Origin of the sequence: Microbulbifer aggregans, from assembly GCF_001750105.1 — a bacterium.
GTDB lineage: Bacteria > Pseudomonadota > Gammaproteobacteria > Pseudomonadales > Cellvibrionaceae > Microbulbifer > Microbulbifer aggregans.
The window spans coordinates 2,865,388-2,882,286 of record NZ_CP014143.1 but is presented as its reverse complement, the minus strand read 5'-3'; the positions used below and the strand labels follow the sequence as shown (position 1 = coordinate 2,882,286).

Annotated in this window: 14 protein-coding genes; 5 read left to right on the top strand and 9 right to left on the bottom strand. The window is 58.6% G+C overall.

Features of this window, described 5'->3' with window-relative positions; genetic code table 11:
• Positions 1-64 precede the first annotated feature (64 nt).
• Positions 65-1,498 (bottom strand): aldehyde dehydrogenase family protein, encoded by a 1,434-nt coding sequence (locus AUP74_RS12545; RefSeq protein ID WP_069948876.1) that lies wholly within the window; start codon positions 1,496-1,498, stop codon positions 65-67.
• A 68-nt stretch (positions 1,499-1,566) separates the two neighbouring features.
• Positions 1,567-3,207, bottom strand: a complete 1,641-nt coding sequence (locus AUP74_RS12540; protein WP_069947869.1) for an acetolactate synthase large subunit — start codon at positions 3,205-3,207, stop codon at positions 1,567-1,569.
• 430 nt (positions 3,208-3,637) lie between these two features.
• On the opposite strand from AUP74_RS12540, the gene AUP74_RS12535 reads away from it, so the two are divergent.
• The 4 genes from AUP74_RS12535 to AUP74_RS12520 all read left to right on the top strand — a co-directional run bounded on the left by AUP74_RS12535 (position 3,638) and on the right by AUP74_RS12520 (position 6,691).
• Complete coding sequence (locus AUP74_RS12535; protein ID WP_069947868.1) at positions 3,638-4,495, top strand: mechanosensitive ion channel family protein; 858 nt, start codon at positions 3,638-3,640, stop codon at positions 4,493-4,495.
• 104 nt (positions 4,496-4,599) lie between these two features.
• On the top strand, positions 4,600-5,193 hold the full coding sequence (locus tag AUP74_RS12530; protein ID WP_069947867.1) for an FMN-dependent NADH-azoreductase: 594 nt from the start codon (positions 4,600-4,602) through the stop codon (positions 5,191-5,193).
• Positions 5,194-5,305: 112 nt separating this feature from the next.
• Positions 5,306-6,115 (top strand): 4,5-DOPA-extradiol-dioxygenase, encoded by an 810-nt coding sequence (gene ygiD, locus AUP74_RS12525; protein WP_069947866.1) that lies wholly within the window; start codon positions 5,306-5,308, stop codon positions 6,113-6,115.
• Positions 6,116-6,184: 69 nt separating this feature from the next.
• A complete protein-coding gene (locus AUP74_RS12520; protein ID WP_069947865.1) occupies positions 6,185-6,691 on the top strand; it encodes a nucleoside deaminase in 507 nt (168 codons plus the stop codon).
• 163 nt (positions 6,692-6,854) lie between these two features.
• Here the strand turns inward: AUP74_RS12520 and AUP74_RS12515 are convergent, their stop codons facing one another.
• The 4 genes from AUP74_RS12515 to AUP74_RS12500 form a co-directional block, all read right to left on the bottom strand.
• Positions 6,855-8,018 carry an NAD(P)-dependent alcohol dehydrogenase gene (locus AUP74_RS12515; RefSeq protein ID WP_069947864.1) on the bottom strand — a complete coding sequence of 388 codons (1,164 nt, stop codon included), beginning with the start codon at positions 8,016-8,018 and terminating at the stop codon, positions 6,855-6,857.
• A 75-nt stretch (positions 8,019-8,093) separates the two neighbouring features.
• The gene (locus AUP74_RS12510) at positions 8,094-8,561 is read right to left on the bottom strand and encodes a cyclophilin-like fold protein (RefSeq protein WP_145924397.1); all 468 of its coding nucleotides are present in this window, start codon (positions 8,559-8,561) and stop codon (positions 8,094-8,096) included.
• Between the two features lie 60 nt (positions 8,562-8,621).
• The gene (locus AUP74_RS12505; RefSeq protein WP_226999785.1) at positions 8,622-9,167 is read right to left on the bottom strand and encodes a (R)-mandelonitrile lyase; all 546 of its coding nucleotides are present in this window, start codon (positions 9,165-9,167) and stop codon (positions 8,622-8,624) included.
• Positions 9,168-9,265: 98 nt separating this feature from the next.
• A complete protein-coding gene (locus tag AUP74_RS12500; protein WP_069947863.1) occupies positions 9,266-10,012 on the bottom strand; it encodes an SDR family oxidoreductase in 747 nt (248 codons plus the stop codon).
• Positions 10,013-10,308: 296 nt separating this feature from the next.
• Here AUP74_RS12500 and AUP74_RS12495 point away from each other — a divergent pair, with 296 nt between their 5' ends.
• On the top strand, positions 10,309-11,241 hold the full coding sequence (locus AUP74_RS12495) for an AraC family transcriptional regulator (RefSeq protein WP_069947862.1): 933 nt from the start codon (positions 10,309-10,311) through the stop codon (positions 11,239-11,241).
• 139 nt (positions 11,242-11,380) lie between these two features.
• On the opposite strand, the gene AUP74_RS12490 is transcribed toward AUP74_RS12495, so the two are convergent.
• The 3 genes from AUP74_RS12490 to AUP74_RS12480 all read right to left on the bottom strand — a co-directional run bounded on the left by AUP74_RS12490 (position 11,381) and on the right by AUP74_RS12480 (position 16,794).
• Positions 11,381-13,744: a TonB-dependent receptor gene (locus AUP74_RS12490; protein ID WP_069947861.1), complete on the bottom strand. Its 2,364-nt coding sequence runs from the start codon at positions 13,742-13,744 to the stop codon at positions 11,381-11,383.
• A gap of 31 nt (positions 13,745-13,775) precedes the next feature.
• The gene (locus AUP74_RS12485) at positions 13,776-14,573 is read right to left on the bottom strand and encodes a DUF547 domain-containing protein (RefSeq protein ID WP_069947860.1); all 798 of its coding nucleotides are present in this window, start codon (positions 14,571-14,573) and stop codon (positions 13,776-13,778) included.
• A 160-nt stretch (positions 14,574-14,733) separates the two neighbouring features.
• Entirely contained in the window at positions 14,734-16,794 is a 2,061-nt protein-coding gene (locus AUP74_RS12480; protein ID WP_158514571.1) for a TonB-dependent receptor, read from the bottom strand.
• Positions 16,795-16,899 lie beyond the last annotated feature (105 nt).

Here is a 16,899-nt window from a genome sequence, read left to right as displayed (position 1 = left end):
TCAATACGTGTCACTGGCTGTCAGAGAAGAACGGATTGGCATCTCCAAATCTGTAGTGGTAACCCTACGTCTGTGGGGTGCGGATCACCATCAGGCGCTCTTCCGTCATGTCCGCAATCGCCCAGCGAATACCTTCACGGCCCAGGCCGGAGTCCTTGACGCCGCCATAGGGCATGTTGTCCACGCGCCAACTGGGCACATCACCGATAATAACGCCGCCCACATGCAGCTCATCCCACGCCTGCTGGGCTTTGTAAAGGTCGCGGGTAAAGATTCCGGCCTGCAGCCCGAAGGCGCTGTCGTTCACCTGCGCCAGCACCGCGTCGAAGTCTTCGAACGGTGCCAGTACTGCCACCGGCCCAAAAGCTTCTTCCTCGACCACCGCACATCCTTTCGGCACCCCTTCCATTAGGGTCGGGTCAAGCATGGCGCCGTCACGATTTCCACCACACAGCAGGGTGCCGCCCTTCTCGACGCCCTCTTTGATCCAATTGTGTAGCCGGGTCGCCTCCCCTTCGGAAATCATTGGACCAATAAAAGTCTCTTCCTCCTTGGGGTCGCCTTTCTTGAGCTGTTTCGTACGCTCCACCAGCCGTTGCTTGAGTTCATCGTAGATGGCGGCATGACCGAAAATACGCTGGACGCCAATGCAGCTTTGGCCAGACTGGTAAAAAGCCCCGAAAATGAGGCGTTCCACGGCATCGTCGAGATCGGCATCCGCGTCCACTACGCAGGCAGCATTTCCACCCAGTTCCAGCACGACTTTCTTTCGTCCCGCCCGGGCCTTCAGGTCCCAACCGACCGCGGGAGAACCGGTGAAGCTGAGTAGCTTGAAGCGATCGTCCACGGTAAAGAGATCCGCGCCTTCCCGATGGCACGGCAAGACCGAAAAAGCCCCTTTGGGCAGGTCCGTCTCCGCCAGCACTTCGGCGATGATCAGTGCACCGATCGGCGTACGACTGGCGGGCTTGAGCACGAACGGACATCCAGCGGCAATCGCCGGCGCCACTTTATGGGCAGCCAGATTGAGCGGGAAGTTGAACGGAGAAATAAACGAGCAGGCTCCCACCGGCACCCGCTTGACGAAACCACGGTAGCCGCGGGCTCGGGCGGAGATTTCCAGGTTCAGGACCTCACCGTCAATCCGCACCGACTCTTCGGCGGCAACCCGAAATGTATCAATCAGGCGGGACACCTCGCCGCGAGCATCCTTGATCGGCTTTCCCGCCTCGATACAGAGCGCCTCAGCCAGCTCCTCGAAACGTTCCTGGAAGCGTTGCACGCAGTGGTTGAGCACGGCCTGGCGCTCGTAAGGCGGCATGGCGGCAAGCGGTTTTTCTGCCCGAACCGCCCACTCGATTGCGCTGTCGATCACACCGGTGTCTGCCATAGCCACGCGGGTGGCGACCTCCCCGGAGTATTTGTCGGTCACAGCCAGATCGGCGTTGGCGAACACCGCCTTATTGGCAAGGTAGTAAGGATAAGTTTCCCGGAGCACGGCGCCCTCCATTGCTTGGGTGTTTCTTGGCGGCAAACAGCCAAAATGCGCAGGCAGATAGATCTCCGTCAGAGCTTGCGGGCAAGCTCACGAATTTCCTGGTTCAGTATCCGGTCATTGTCGCTGTAATTCACCGGCACATCGATCAAGTGCACGCCGCCCTCGGAAAAGCACTGCTCCAGCAATGGCTTGAACTCCTTGGTTGCGGAAACCCGATGGCCATGGGCGCCGTAGGATTCCGCGTAGGCGACAAAATCCGGGTTGCCAAAATCCAGGCCGAAGTCGTGGTACTCCATTTGCGCCTGTTTCCACTTGATCATGCCGTAGGCATCATCCCGCAGCAGCAGGATGACAAGATCCTGCTTCAGGCGCACGGCGGTCTCCAGCTCCTGGGAGTTCATCATAAAGCCGCCGTCACCACAGATCGCCAGCACCTTGCGCTCCGGGTAGACCAGCTTTGCCGCCATGGCCGACGGCACGCCGGCCCCCATCGTGGCCAATGCATTGTCCAGCAGCACGGAATTCGGCGAATGGGCCGGATAGTTTCGTGCAAACCAGATCTTGTACATGCCGTTATCCAGGGCGAGGATGCCATCCTCAGGCATGACACCGCGGACTTCCTTTACCACCCGCTGCGGACGCATCGGGAAACTATCGTCACCACATCCGTCGGCGATATGTTTTTGTAACGCCTCGCGAATCCGCTTTGCATCCGCAAAGCTCCAGTGCTCCTGGGGCTCAAGGCGCTCCTTCAGCTGCCAGAGGCTGTTGGCAATATCACCGACCACCTCGATTTGCGGGAAGTAGACCGGGTCCACCTGAGCAGAATTGAAGTTGATATGCACCACTTCGGCACCGCCTGGGCGCATGAAGAAAGGCGGCTTCTCCACTACATCGTGGCCGACGTTGATGATCAGGTCCGCCTGATCGATCGCCCGATGCACAAAATCCCCATCGGAAAGGGCCGTATTGCCGATAAAGTGCGGGCCCGACTCGTCGATCACCCCTTTGCCCATCTGGGTGGTGATCGTCGGAATACCGAGCTTGGCGACGAACTCCCGCAGCATTTTGGCCGTCAGCTTGCGATTGGCGCCGGCGCCAATCAGCAGTAGCGGCTTGCGCGCCGCCGCGATTGCCTCCGCCGCCTGACGGATGGCTTTCTCTTCAGCGATGGGTCGACGGGTGTAGCTGGGCTCGAGCACCGGCATGGTGGAGTGCTCACGGGCAATGTCCTCCGGAAGCTCCAGGTGAGTGGCGCCCGGGCGTTCTTCTTCCGCAAGCCGGAACGCCTCGCGCACGTGCGCGGGCACATTGTCGCCGCTGACAATGGTCTTGGTGAACTTGGTCAGGGGCTGCATCATGTCGACCACGTCGATGATCTGAAACTGGCCCTGCTTGGAGCTCTTGATAGGCTTTTGCCCGGTCACCATCACCATGGGCATTGCGCCCAACTGGGCATAGGCGGCCGCCGTCACCAGGTTGGTGGCGCCCGGCCCCAGGGTCGACAGGCAGACACCGGAGTTTCCAGTCAGGCGCCCGTAGGTGGCAGCCATAAAACCGGCAGCCTGTTCGTGACGGGTGACAACCAGTTTGACCTTCGAGCCGCGCAGTGACTCCAAAAGATCCAGGTTCTCTTCCCCCGGGATAGCAAAGACGTATTCGACGCCCTCCGCCTCCAGTGCCCGCACAAACAAGTCAGATGCTTTCATCGACGATTACTCCGCCCTCGGCTGTTTTTTCTTCCCTGCAATTACCTCATTGTCGCTGCACGGCTATGAAACGCAAGCAAAGTGCTGAGGCACACACCAGAGGCGCGGTACTCGCCGCTTGCACACGCTCGAAGAGGGCTAGCCGTCAACAGTCGAGAAAATTGGCAGTATCGGAAGGTACCCCTGCCGAACCTTCGAACTCGGCGAATCGGTTTCCCGCATGCGGCCTTTGCCTGCGGCGCCAGTCAACTGATGGGACTGCAAATGCAGCAGGTTCGCGCGACAGGCTCGTGGTGACAGGCTCGTGGTGATAGGCCGCACAAGCTCGCGGTCTATTCTTTTCAGAGTGGTGCGTTGAACCCTCGAAAGCCCCTATAATCGGCGCCTTTTTACACTTGGTAGGCCGCGCGGCGGACACGGTAGTCACCCGATGTTGGAACAGCTGTTCGAAAACAAACTTCTCCTCTCGGCACTGATGATCGTCTCGATCATCCTGCTGAGAATACTTTTATCACTCCTCTTTGCGCGCTTTACCCGCTGGTCCAAGCAGGACCGTCGGCGTCGCATCAATACCGTCCACAATTTCTCCAACCTGGTGATCGTCATCGGCCTGGTCGCCATCTGGGTATCCGAGCTTAGGGAGTTTGCCCTCTCTATCGCGGCATTCTCGGTGGCCATCGTGCTTGCGCTGCGTGAGCTGGTGCAGAGCCTGGTCGCCAAGCTGTACCAGGCCAATATGCGCTCTTTCCAGGTGGGTGACTGGGTCATGGTTGGCGAGCATTTCGGCGAGGTAATCGATAGCGACTGGCTCAGCACCACACTACTGGAGATCGACCCCCATGGTCTCGGCAGTGGCTACACGGGCATCACACTCTACATCCCCAACAATGTGTTCTTCTCCAAGCCAGTCAAGAATTTCAACTTTATGCGGCGCTATATCGAGCACTCATTCTCCATCACCCGTGAAAACAAGGGAGGCAACCCGTTTGCGGCCAAGGAGTTCCTGCTGGAGCGCATCCGTGAACACAGCGAGGCATTCCACGATGTGGCTGTGCGCTACTGCCAGATGATCGAGCATCGCACCGGAGTCGAGCTGGTTGGCACTGAAGCCAAGATCAGCTTCACCACCAACGAGCTGGGGCATGACGTTGTCACGATCACCCTGTTCTGCCCCCGGGAGGAGGCGCACGAGATTGAACAGCGGGTGACCGAGGACTTCTACAACTTCTGGTACAGCGGCCCGCAGAGCCATTCACTGGAAGATGCCCCGGCCAAGGGCGACAGCTGATTCTATTATTTCGAAGGATTAGTGTATTTTTTTGCGATTTTCTTCCGAATTAGTCAGTGATTGAATAGCGCCATCACTACCAAAAACCGCATTGGAGGTTTTCGATGGCGCAATTACTCAAAATCCAAACCAGCCTGTTCCAGAACAGCGGCCAGTCCTCTCAGCTCGCGGACGCTTTCGCGGCGACCTGGCTGGAGAAGAACCCTGGTGCCAGGGTTATTACCCGGGACCTTGCCGCAGAGCCCATCCCGCACCTGGATCAGGACCGGTTTCAGGCATTCACCACTCCGGCTGAGGAGCGCACAGCAGAACAGAAGGCCGTGGCGGACTTCTCCCAGGAACTGATCGACGAAATCAAGGCTTCTGACGTGCTGGTACTGGGCATCCCGATGTACAACTTCAGTGTCCCGTCCACACTCAGCACCTACTTCGACCACATCGCCCGCGCGGGTATTAGCTTCCGCTATACCGCAGAAGGCCCCGAAGGCCTGCTCAAAGGAAAGAAGGCGGTGGTTTTCATCACTCGCGGCGGCGTCTATGGCGAGGAGCACGCCCAGAGCGCCTATGTACGCCAGTTCCTCGGCTTCATTGGGATTCACGATGTGGAGATCATTCATGCCGAGGGCCTGGCCCTGAATGATGAATCTAAACAGCAGGCGCTGGACTCTGCACGGGAACAGATCGCCCAGGTTGCCTGAGCCAGGGCAGCACTGGCTTGCGCTCCGAAGTGACAGGGCGGCTTGTACGCCCTGTTGCTTTCGGCAGACTCGCACGGGCTTGCACCCAGCACCATAAACCGGAGCAGCCGATATGGGACTGAACGCCATACCCTCTCTCTTCATCGGACATGGCACTCCGATAAATGCCCTGCAAAGCAACATCTATACAGATGCATGGCGCCGTCTCGGTGAGGCCCTGCCCCGGCCCCGGGCGATCCTGTCGATCTCGGCGCACTGGTTCACCCAGGGTGTCCTTGTAACGGGCAATGATCGACCGGCAACGATTCACGATTTTCACGGCTTCCCGCCAGAACTTTACGAGTGTCACTACCCCGCACCGGGTGACCCCGAGCTCGCACGCCATATCCAGCAACACCTGCAGATAGCAGGGGACCAGCCGATCGAGGCCAGCATCAGTAATGACTGGGGGTTGGATCACGGCACCAGGTCAATACTGATGCATCTTTATCCGAACGCCGACATACCGGTGCTGCAGTTGAGCATCGACGCCACCAAGCCAGCGGAATTTCACTTTCAGCTTGGGCAGCGACTGCGGTCTCTGAGACAAAAAGGCGTCCTTATCCTCGCCAGCGGCAACGTCGTCCATAACCTCCAGCGAATTCGCTGGACTCCGGGTGCAACCCCACATTCCTGGGCCAACGAATTCAATGATTGGATACGCGTCAGGCTCGAGCAGCGGGATGCGGACAACCTCATCCACTTCGAGCGCGCAGGGCAGGCAGCCCTGCTGTCCGTGCCCACCGTAGAACACTACCTACCCCTACTCTACGCGTTTGGCGCCAGCAGCCCGGAAGACTCCATACAGATTCCAACAGATGGCGTTGAGCTTGGCAGTATCAGCATGCTTTCCGCCCTCTTCCAGCCCAGCTCTGACCGTTAACCGCGACCCGATCCGCCCGGACTACATTGAATACTGAGCTGAAACCACGAGGGGCAACGGATCCAGCCTATGGGAAACAGATCAGAAGACAACCAAAGGGACACGGAGCATCAAAAGTTTCTCGCGCGAGCGGTCAAACTGGCGCAGGACAACGTGACCAGGGAGGGTGGGCGCCCGTTTGGCGCCGTGCTGGTGAGAGGCGGACGGATAGTAGCCGAAGCGGTAAACACCATCCACCGCAGTGCCGACGTCACCGCTCACGCAGAAATTGAGGCCCTGCGAGCTGCAACAACCGCAGCTGGCAATCACCGGCTCGATGGTGCAGTGATGTACGCCAGCGGCCACCCCTGCCCCATGTGTCTGGCGGCGATGTACCTGAGCGGAGTTTCCGCCATCTATTACGCCCTGAGCCTGAAAGATGCCGAGCCTTATGGCATATCCACCGATGACATTTACCAGGAGCTGGCCAAGCCGCCCGCGAGTCGACAAATCCCCATGGAGCACATCCATGTCATGGCTGCCGAGAAGCTATACCCCAGCTGGAGCCAGACAAAAGCGAATGATGGACCGGCGTAATCAAATCGGCTGAATCGGCTGCAGTCTCACTCCAGCATCTCACTCTATACCAAGCCTGTGTATGCCAGGCCTTTGTCTGCCAAGCCCCCGCCAACCCAAGACAGGAGCTCAGCATAGCCAGCGAAGATGCCCGAAGTGAACTCCTCGAGACCGCAAATGGCAGTCAGATGGTTGCGCTATCGATCACGTAGCGGTAGCGGGCCTTCTTTGCCTCTACGTTTTTCCAGGCCTCGTTGACCTGCTCCGCCCTGATCATCTGTATTTTGGGCAGGACGTTGTTGTCTGCACAGTAATTCACCACCTCCTGAGTCTCTTCCATTCCGCCAATCAGGGAGGCGTTGAAGTTGACCCGGGAGGCCGCCAGCCCCAGGTTATTCACGGTGATCTCAAACTTTTCCGGCATGCCCACATAGGTGAAGTAGCCATACGGCTTCACCATTGCGCTATAAGCCGACACGTCATGCTCGAACGGAATCGTTGAGATCATGTAATCCAGCTTACCCCGATAGGGAGCGAGCTTTTTGGTGTCATCGACCACGATGGCTTCCTTGGCACCAAATGCCAGGATATCTTCGACCTTATCCGGAGATGTGGTGAATGCGTAGACGTCTGCCCCCTTGGAGACGGCCAGCTTGATCGCCATATGTCCCAGGCCGCCGATCCCGGCAACCCCCACTTTCTCCCCTTTCTTGAGGTCGGCCCTGAGAATCGGCGAATAAGTGGTAATCCCCGCGCACAGCAACGGCGCTGCCTGCTGGAAACTGATGTTATCGGGGATGTGGACCACAAAATGGTCTCTGACCACAATGTTCGTGGAGTAGCCGCCCTGGGTAATACCTGTGGGTGAACGTTTATCCGGGTAGCCATAGGTAAAGAGCGTGTCAGGACAATACTGCTCCTCATTGCTCTTGCAGCTTTCACATTCAAGGCAGCTATCGACCATGCAACCGACACCCGCCCGGTCACCCACTTTGAACCTGGTCACATTCTTGCCGACCGCGGCCACTACCCCGACGATCTCGTGACCGGGAACCTGCGGGTATTGCTGGGCGCCCCAGTGACCTTTCATCTGGTGGATATCTGAGTGACAGATGCTGGCGTACTTGATATCAATCAGCACATCATCATCGCCCACTGGCCTTCGCTCGAACTCCCAGGGCACCAGCTTTCCGGAAGTATCGACCGCCGCATACCCTTTGGACTTTATCCTGTTCCCAGATTTACTTTGAGCGAACAGATTGGGAGAACCGGCGAGCAGCAGCGAACCACCAGCCAGGGAGGATCGATAGAGGAATTCTCGGCGGGATTGGCTTTTCTTTATTGTCATAGGGGGTATTCCTTTGCGAATCGAATGATTTCCCGGTCGTTTTGGATATTGGCGCTGCAGGACCGTGCAGGGCTGCTACTCAGCTCGCTCGATGGTTGCCTTCAGGCCGCCGCCCTGCTTGAACAGCTCGCTCCCGGAATCCAACTGTCCAAGACGAATAAGCCCTTTCGAGTGTGAAAAGTCACGGTAGAAAATTGCCAGATTTCCCCACGGCGCGTAATAGGTGATGTCGCCCTCTGTTGGCGCATAGCCACTGGGTGCACCCTCCGTAGAGAGCCGACCAGGAAGATCGCTAATCTTTTCGGTGCCATGGAAATCTTCCATTTCCAGCGTCAGTGGCAGCAGGGCAACGAAGTCGCGGGAGGTCTGGTTATCCTCAATCGTGGCGGCCACTTTTTCAGCCCCCACGGTTATCTGGATCTTCGTCAAAATGGCAACCTCGCTTTCCGGGCTATGTTCAGTGACAGGGCTCGCGGCGGAATACCCTAATACCGCGCTTAGGAAAAGGCCGGCACCAGCCAGCAATGAGAGTGAAAAACCCATCTGCGGTCCCGATCCAGCTTGCCATTTTGTTGATTAGCCCAGGCTTTTTGGGCACATGACCTAATCGAGATACTGCGCGTCGGTAACAGGCTCCAACCATTCAACATTTTTTCCGTCCAATGCCTCCTGAATGGCAATATGACTCATTCCCGTGGTGCTGGTTGCACCATGCCAGTGCTTGTGACCGGGCGGGCACCAGATGCTGTCCCCCGCGTTAATTTCGACACGGGGTTCCCCCTCGCATTGTGTCCAGCCCTTGCCGGAGGTCACGATCAGTAACTGACCGAGGGGGTGCGTATGCCAGTTGGTTCGGGCACCCGGCTCAAAAGTGACGAGTGCGGAAGTGACCCGTGAAGGCTCCTGGGCCTCCAGTTGAATCGGGTCAATGCGGGCTCTCCCGGTAAACCAATCTGCCGGACCCTGAATCGAGTCCTGAGAACCGTTTTTCCTGAGAATCATCCCAGCCTCCTTGCTTTTGCTTTCGCTGTTGGACTCGGTCGTTGCCGAAGCCGTCATGGTTAAAGCCATTAAACCGGCCAGGACAAGTGTGAAAGCCTTTATCGGGCCAGATAACAACGTGGATGCTTTGGTTATTCGACCGCTCATTGTGCCGCCTCCCTGGACTCTTTGTTCGACCACTGTACTGAGAGGGGAACCAGCAGGACTCCGAAAAAGTGCCTCCAGAACCCTGCTGACATGCCCCATTAGATCGGCTGGGCTGTGGGACGGAACAGGATCTCATTCACATCCACGTTTTCAGGCTCATTGATCGCAAAAGCCACCATTCGTGCAAAACTGTCTGCCGGGATAGCGATCTGGCTGACAAAATCCTTTGTCTGCGCCTGGATCTCCTTATCGCTGATGTGCTCCAGCAGTTCCGTTGCCACGGCTCCCGGTGAAATGATAGTGGTGCGGATATTGTAGGGCTTGACCTCCTGGCGCAGCCCTTCGGAAAGCGTGCGCACGGCGTGCTTCGTGGCGCAGTAAACCGTCGCATCAGGTCCGAGCTTGTGTCCGTAGACGGACGACACATTGATAATGTGCCCTGACTTCTGCCTGGACATATGCGGAAGCGCCGCGGCGATGCCGTAGAGCGTGCCTTTAAGATTGACATCAATCATCTGGTCCCACTCATTGGTTTTGACCTGCTCGAGCGGGGCGAGCGGCATCAGGCCGGCATTATTGATCAGAACGTCAACCCTGCCGAAAGTCGCCACCGTCGTATCGAGTAGATTTTTGACCTGCTCCTTATCGACCACATCGGTCACAACTGCTTTCGCCTGGTGGCCGGCAGAGACCAGCTCTTTCTCGAGCGCTTCAATGCGGTTCTTGCGGCGTGCTGCGAGCACAACAGTGGCGCCGCGCTCCGCAAGGTGGCGTGCAGCGGCCTCACCATTACCACTACTGGCGCCAGTAATCACGATCACCTTGCCTTTTACGTTATCCATCATGGGAACCTCATCATGACATTGATCTTCAGTAACATTCTGGCGCGCAGTGCCTACGGAAAACCCTAATGGCCCAATTAGGCCCAATGCATCGAAGGGATTGTTGAGAAGCCGTCTTTAGCCGGTCCGCTCGCCCTATCCAGCGCTGCTGCCACGAGAGCCATTCTGCTGTGCCGCCAGTCCCGATCGTTAGAGCATTACGCTGGCGTTCTTGCCTGATCCTATGAAACCCCATCAGACTCACTTTGAGCGGCCCCAGCTCCGAGTTATAGTGCATCGTGTATAGATGGAGGCATCTTATGGTTAAAGATCACGGCGCTAACTCGAGAATTCGCTCTTTTCAGCGTGAAATGGCGCAAATGATTGCCAATCGAGTGGAGAGCACGGCGGACTGGATGACACCGATTCCTGACCTGCTGTTCTTTCGGCGCGATGAGCCGACAGAGCCAGACTTTTGCCTGATTGAGCCGAGTATCGTGTTGGTGGCACAGGGCACCAAACAGATGCTGATTGGCGGCGAGGCGTACCCTTATGACACAACCAACTTCCTGATTACCTCGCTCGACTTACCGGCAAGCTCCCAGGTACTCACGGCAAGCCACAAGGCCCCGTGCCTGGGCTTGGTAATGAAACTCGATATTCGACTATTAGCGGAGTTGATTGCACAGGGAGGCTTGCCGCACCTCAATGAGCGCCCGACCGGGGTCAGTGCCGGGCTTGGCAGGATGACTTCCACGATCGCGGAGCCTTTCGGACGGCTTGTGAATCTGCTCAACGAGCCCAATGCGATCCGTGTCCTGGCACCCCTGATCCAGCGGGAGATTCATTATCGGCTGTTGCTGAGTGATCAGTCAGCCCTGCTCCGTCAAATCGCATCCGTAGACAGCCAGGGATATCGCATCGCCAAGGCGATCGACTGGCTGAAGGAGAATTTCACTGCACCGTTGCGGATTGAAAGTCTGGCCTCGATGGTACAGATGAGTACACCGACATTTCACCATCACTTTCGCCAGCTCACCGCAATGAGCCCACTGCAGTATCAGAAATGGCTGCGGCTGAGCGAGGCAAAACGCCTGATGCTCAACGAACACCTGGATGCGTCCACGGCATCGTTCAGGGTGGGATACGAGAGCCCGTCCCAATTCAGCCGGGAGTACAGTCGCCTGTTCGGCGCACCCCCGCGGCGGGATATAGAAGAACTGCGCCAAAAGATAAGAGCAGAGGACGGTTAACTCATCGCGTGTTCGTGGGCCCGAATCGATACCGGGCCCACTGCCCCCAGAGAATTTACGCTGCGTCCTCCCTCGCTTCGCCACGCTCATCCGGTGACTCAGGTTGGACGCCATCAGTTGCCAGAGCACCCACCAATGATTACAGCTGGTAGACCAGACTCAGATCCCAATAGCGCGGCAATTCCGGGAAAACCAGCGTCGAACCGAAATACCCGCCCTCGAATACCGGCGCCCAGTTTTCCTCATCGGTCAGGTTGAACACATCCAGGCGCAGGCTGGTCCGTTGATCGTCAAACTGGTAACGCAGGTTGGTGTTAAGGGTGAACTGAGCCGGGATTTCCACCGTCTGTAGATAGTCCAGCGGATAACTGCCCGTAGCCACGAGGCTCGCACCTGCAGACCAGTTATCGTTGAATCGATAGCCCATCGCGGCCGAGGCACTAAATCGCGGAAGGCCATGCAGCCGTGCATCAGACGCCGGGAAGGCGGTGAAGTTTGGCGCCCCGATACCGGTGCCGGCAATGATGTCGGGTCGGGAATCGTCAAATGCATCGACCACCTGGCGGGCATCCTGGAAGGCAGCAGAATTGTCAAAGCGCGCATTGAGATAACTGGCACCGGCATTGGCCCACAGGCGCTCGCCGCGGTACTGGCCCTGCACTTCGATACCACGGGTCCGAATACCGGAATTGCTGCCATCGCGGTTGCGCAGACTGCGTGTCTGGTCGAACACCGCCGCATCCCAGTACCACGAAGCCCCTACCGGAGCGTATTTGTATCCCAGCTCCAGCAGCTCGTTTTCGGTGGCGAAATTCAGCGGGTTGATGGTGTTGTCAGCGCCGAGGGTATTGCCGCCACCGAGACTGTTGGAAGTGGATTCCTGGTAGCCAAGTGTGGCGTAAAGCTGGCCGTCGCCATCCGGCGCGTACTGCAGGCTCAGGTTGCCGGACTTGAGGAAATCGTGGTGTTTATCCTCAGCCGCAGCGACGCCCTCCGGCGCCAGGGGGTCACGGGCCTCCACCCGGTACCAGTCACCGCGTACCCCAGCGGTGACAGACCAGGCCTCCGACAGTGCCTGTCGATGCTCGACAAACACACCGGTCTGCAGGCTGGTGGAGTCCGTGGTGTCCGACAGGTTGAAATCCCCTGCACCATCCCCGTCCAGGTCGTACTGGCCACCGGGGGAGACATACAACCCGGGCCGCAACTCCACTAATCGCGCTTTCTGGGCATCTGTGAGCGGGATGCGACGATTGCTGAGTGGTCCGGTCAAATCGATCGGCAGATCCGCCTCGGTGGTGAACTGGCTGTAGCCCAGCACATCGTTGTAGCGCAGGCCGAACCCGGCAATGGTATTGGCCAGGTGCCACTCACTGCGGTTCTCGAAAGTATTGGCACCATCGATGATCTCAACGAAGCTGTTCTGCGCAATTTCCTCACGGTTCAGGTGTTCAAAGTAGGTGCGATTCACAAAACGCACGGCGTCGCTGAGCGCCGTCTCATACGTGGAGTGCAGCAGCAGGGTATCGGCGCCATTGATATCCTTCGGGTCAGTTAAAACGCGGCTGCGGTCAATCTCCACCGCACCGGTGGGACTGATAATGGCGCCGGCACCGGGTACGGTCGAGCCATCGGGGCGCACGCCCTGCCCCTGAACATAGAGGCCGTCGTCGATCAGCGCCTGAGTCGGGCGGTTGATACCGGCATTGTCCGTCCAGCTGACATCGTAGTACTCCACCGACAGGTTCCATTCACTGTCTTCGCTCGGTTTGAGGCGGTAAGCAGCAAACAGGTTATTGCTGTCCATACCGCTGAAGTCGTAGAAACTGCCCTCGTTGCGATGCTCGACACTGACGCGAACCGCACTGCGCGACGGCTCCAACAGAGAGGAGTAATCCACCTGGGAGCGGTATCGATCCCACTGCCCGGCCCGAACAACGGCACTGCCAGAAGCGCTCTCCAGGCTCGGTCGCTTGGGTGCCAGATTGACAAAGCCCCCGGTGCGTTGCGTCGAGCCGAGCATTACCGATGGCATGCCCCGCACCACGTCTACCTGTCCCACCCCGTTGAAGGAAAGCGGTATCCCCAGGCCGTTATTTCCTACCTGGCGACGCATGCCGGCCTCGAACACTTCCCCAAGCTGGCCGCGGATCGTGGGCAGGCTCGGCGCACCGAACCCGGTAGCGGAATACGTATTGGGCGCAACGCGCTGCAGGTCGCGCAGGTTTTCCACTGCCGCCTCATCGAGCAGCCACTCTCCGACAGGTGTTATGGAGCGGGCGATCTCCGCTGCACTCAGCTCGCTGGCGAAGGCGCCGCCCGCGGCGTCGCTGTGGGGCCCGACCGCGGATTCATCGATGCGGTCGCCGAGCACTTCGACAAACTCCGTCGTCACTGAATCTTCAGCCTCTTCCACGGATTCTTGAGCTATGGCGGTGACGCAGGTCAGGGTGCTCAGTGCCAGAGCCAGCGGGTGCAGTGAGAAGCGTTCCTTGTTAGTCATTCAGTTGAGCTCTTTTCTTTGCATCAAAGATTTAATGGGGGGCGCCAGCAACATCGTTCAGACGCCAGTCGTAATCGAGAAATCGGATCGCCAACTTATTTTCCTGCAACGCTCGCGCCTGCCTGGAGGACAAACCCAGGGCCTGGCGATAGTCGTACAGAAACTCAGATAGGCTATGGTGACCGCGCCAGCCGCGGGCAAAATCGTCACGGTACCATTTGAAAATCGCAGACAACTCAAGTGCATTCTCGCTGGCGCGGTTCCGCGAGCGGTCCCCGAGAAAGCGCTGCGTCTGCTCCTCCAGCTGCTCGTTCAGCTCCGAGCCGGTATATGCCGATTCACGGAGCATGGGGCAGCCGATACTGGCGCAATTGACGGCAAAGTGAATACGGGGATCCGTAAAATCTGCGCGGATCATGCCGTGCTCAATGTCATCCAGCGAGTACTGCCGTCCGAACAGCGCGATGAAGTCACGCTTCCATGGCGAGCGAAACCACGAGCCTAGGTCCCGAATCGAGTCCAGTTCCGGGTAGCGCTGCAATATCAGCTCGATGGTGGCGGCATTGTACAGGTTGATAAGAAAAGCCAGCTGCTCATTTTCAGCCCAGCGCGCGTATTCAGCCTGCGGCACCCTGGCCAGGGCATCCAGGTAGTGTTCCAGCTGCGCCCGATTCGTCGCCATGCCACGGTAATCCACCAGGGAGACTTTGCCACCTTCCCTCACGTCGACATGTCGAGCCAGAAGCTCTGACCAGTCGCGGTGATCAAATCTGGCGCCCACAGCCGTCAAAGGAAAGAAACAGAACAGCAGTACCAGCAGCCGCCACATGGTGAGCCCCCAAAGCCAGTGCGCGCAGAAATTGCCGCTTTTGTATGTGGGTCGCGCCTGGACGGCGATTTATTACACCCAGCCAACGATATCTCCCGCCCGAGTACTGTTAGCGTGGTTGCCGGCAGGTACAGTGCTGACGAAGGCGGCACGTTTCGCATCAGAACCGAAGGGCGACTTCACCATACACCGAGCGGGGCTCACCGGGGAAATAGCGGTCGCCGCCGAAATTGCTGAAGTCTGCGCGTTCCGCATACCACTCATCGAGGATATTGAGGAGGCGCAGCGCCACCGACCAACCCGCGCCCAGGTCCCTTTGCGCCCGCAGGTTGAGCAGGTCGTGTCCCGGATAGCTGTGCAGGTTTAACGGATCGGTGTAATAGCGCCCCAGATGGAGCCATTCCAGCTCCACACTACTCTGCTCGTCAGGAAGCCAGCGCAACCGCGCACTGCCAAAGACCCGCGGCGCGGAATCGACCAGTTTTCCATCGAGAGCGACGCCATCCAGCAGGCGGTCGTCACGATAGCGGTGCTCCGCATAGCTGGCATTCATATCCAGCGCCCACTGAGCTGTCAGCCGGTAGCCGAGCGCAATCTCTACCCCCTGATGGCTGGTCGCGGCGCCGGAACGGTTGAAGAAATCCGCATCGCGGAAAATCACGTTGCGTTTCTCCATCCCGAACCCAACGAGTTCATAATGCCAGCGCTCCCGATCACCCCGCAGGCCAATCTCAACACTGCGCAGTTCCTCAGAATCCAGGTCCGCCACTGACTGCTCCCGCTGCAAGCGATAAAGCTCGGTCGCCTGCGGAGCGCGGAAACCATGTGCCAGGTTCACGAACACCTGCTGCTGCGGGGTCCACTCATAGACCAGCCCCAGGTGGGGAGACCAGTTGAAAAAATCATCGGACCGGTCGTCCGGTCGGCTATAGCGACAACCACCAAATCCGCACTCGGAGCCATCCTCGCGCGTGCGGCCGGGCAGCAACCGGTTGTCATAGTCATATCGAAGCGCCTCAAGACGCACGCCGGCCTCCACTGTCAGGCCCTCACTGGGACTGAGCGCTACCAGCGCGAACGGGGACAACAGCCCCGCCTCCACGTGGTAGTCGTAGTGCCGGCCGACCGGCAGGGTTTCGCGCAGGAAGTCTGATCCACTGGCGGGAGCCCGCTGGGACTGGTGCAGGGATGCTCCGGTCAGCTCGCCGTCCAGGCCAACCGTAACGCGGGTACTATCAGCCACCTCGGCCTGGATGTTGGCTCGGAAACCGGCACTCCGGTAGCCGGTTTCTTCCAGCGGCTGACCGGGCAGAAAGTGCTGCAGAAACGCCATATCCCCCCAGCGCACATAGGGTGTCAGGTCTACCACGTAGCCCGAACCCGTGACGCGTTTGAGGCGATGGGAAAGTCGAGCGGTACGGACATTGCGAAAGGCTTCCGGGTCCGGATTGGTGCGACGCAGCGACGAGTCCCGGTAGACATCTTCACCAACGATATATCCGGCGGTTTCCTGCTCCAGATTGGTTGCAGTCAAACGAGTCTCATCGCCGGTTTCAGCGGAGCGGAAGACGAGACTGAGCTTCTGCTGGTCGAGGCCCGACTGCGAGAGGTATCCGCCATCGTGTGCCAGTGACAGTGCCGAGGTAATCTCAGACTCTCCGAGCGCCCGCCCGTTGCTTCGGAGGTCCAGCTTCCAGCGATCTTCTGGTCCGCCCTGTACCCGCGCACTCGTGCCCTCCGAGCTCCTCGCGGCCGGCCCCACCACGTTGATCACACCATGCATGGCGCCGGCGCCGTGCAGAGTCCCGGCGGGACCACGAATGACCTCAATCCGCGCGGCCTGCTCGGTATGGGCCGCAAGCAGTTCGTTGATATTGCAGAATCCGGCCGGAAACAGCGGGATATTGTCCTGCATCACCAGGATGCTGCCGCAGGCCCCGGCGCCGGTTAGCACCGGTGAGCGCAGGGCCGGCAGGTACTCCTGGCCGTTGCCGCGACTGACATTGGCGCCGGGCACCCGCACCAGAGCCTGCTGGATATGGCTGTGGTTCAACAGTGAGAGATCATCTCCCCCCAACAACGAGAGACTGCCGCCGTAACCGCCGCTGCCCGCGGCCATCGGGCTGGCCGTCACGACCATGGTCTCCAGCCGTCCGGAAGCCTCGCCGGGAGAAGCCAGGTCGACATCGTCGGCCTGGGCTGCCTGGCTCAATAGCAGCATCAAAATCCCCGTGATCCGCCGCATTGTCTCCCCCGCCTTGTTCTCATGCACCGTATTGCGCGCCAATTTTACGGATTCATTTCCACAAAAAAAGAACGCCGGCAA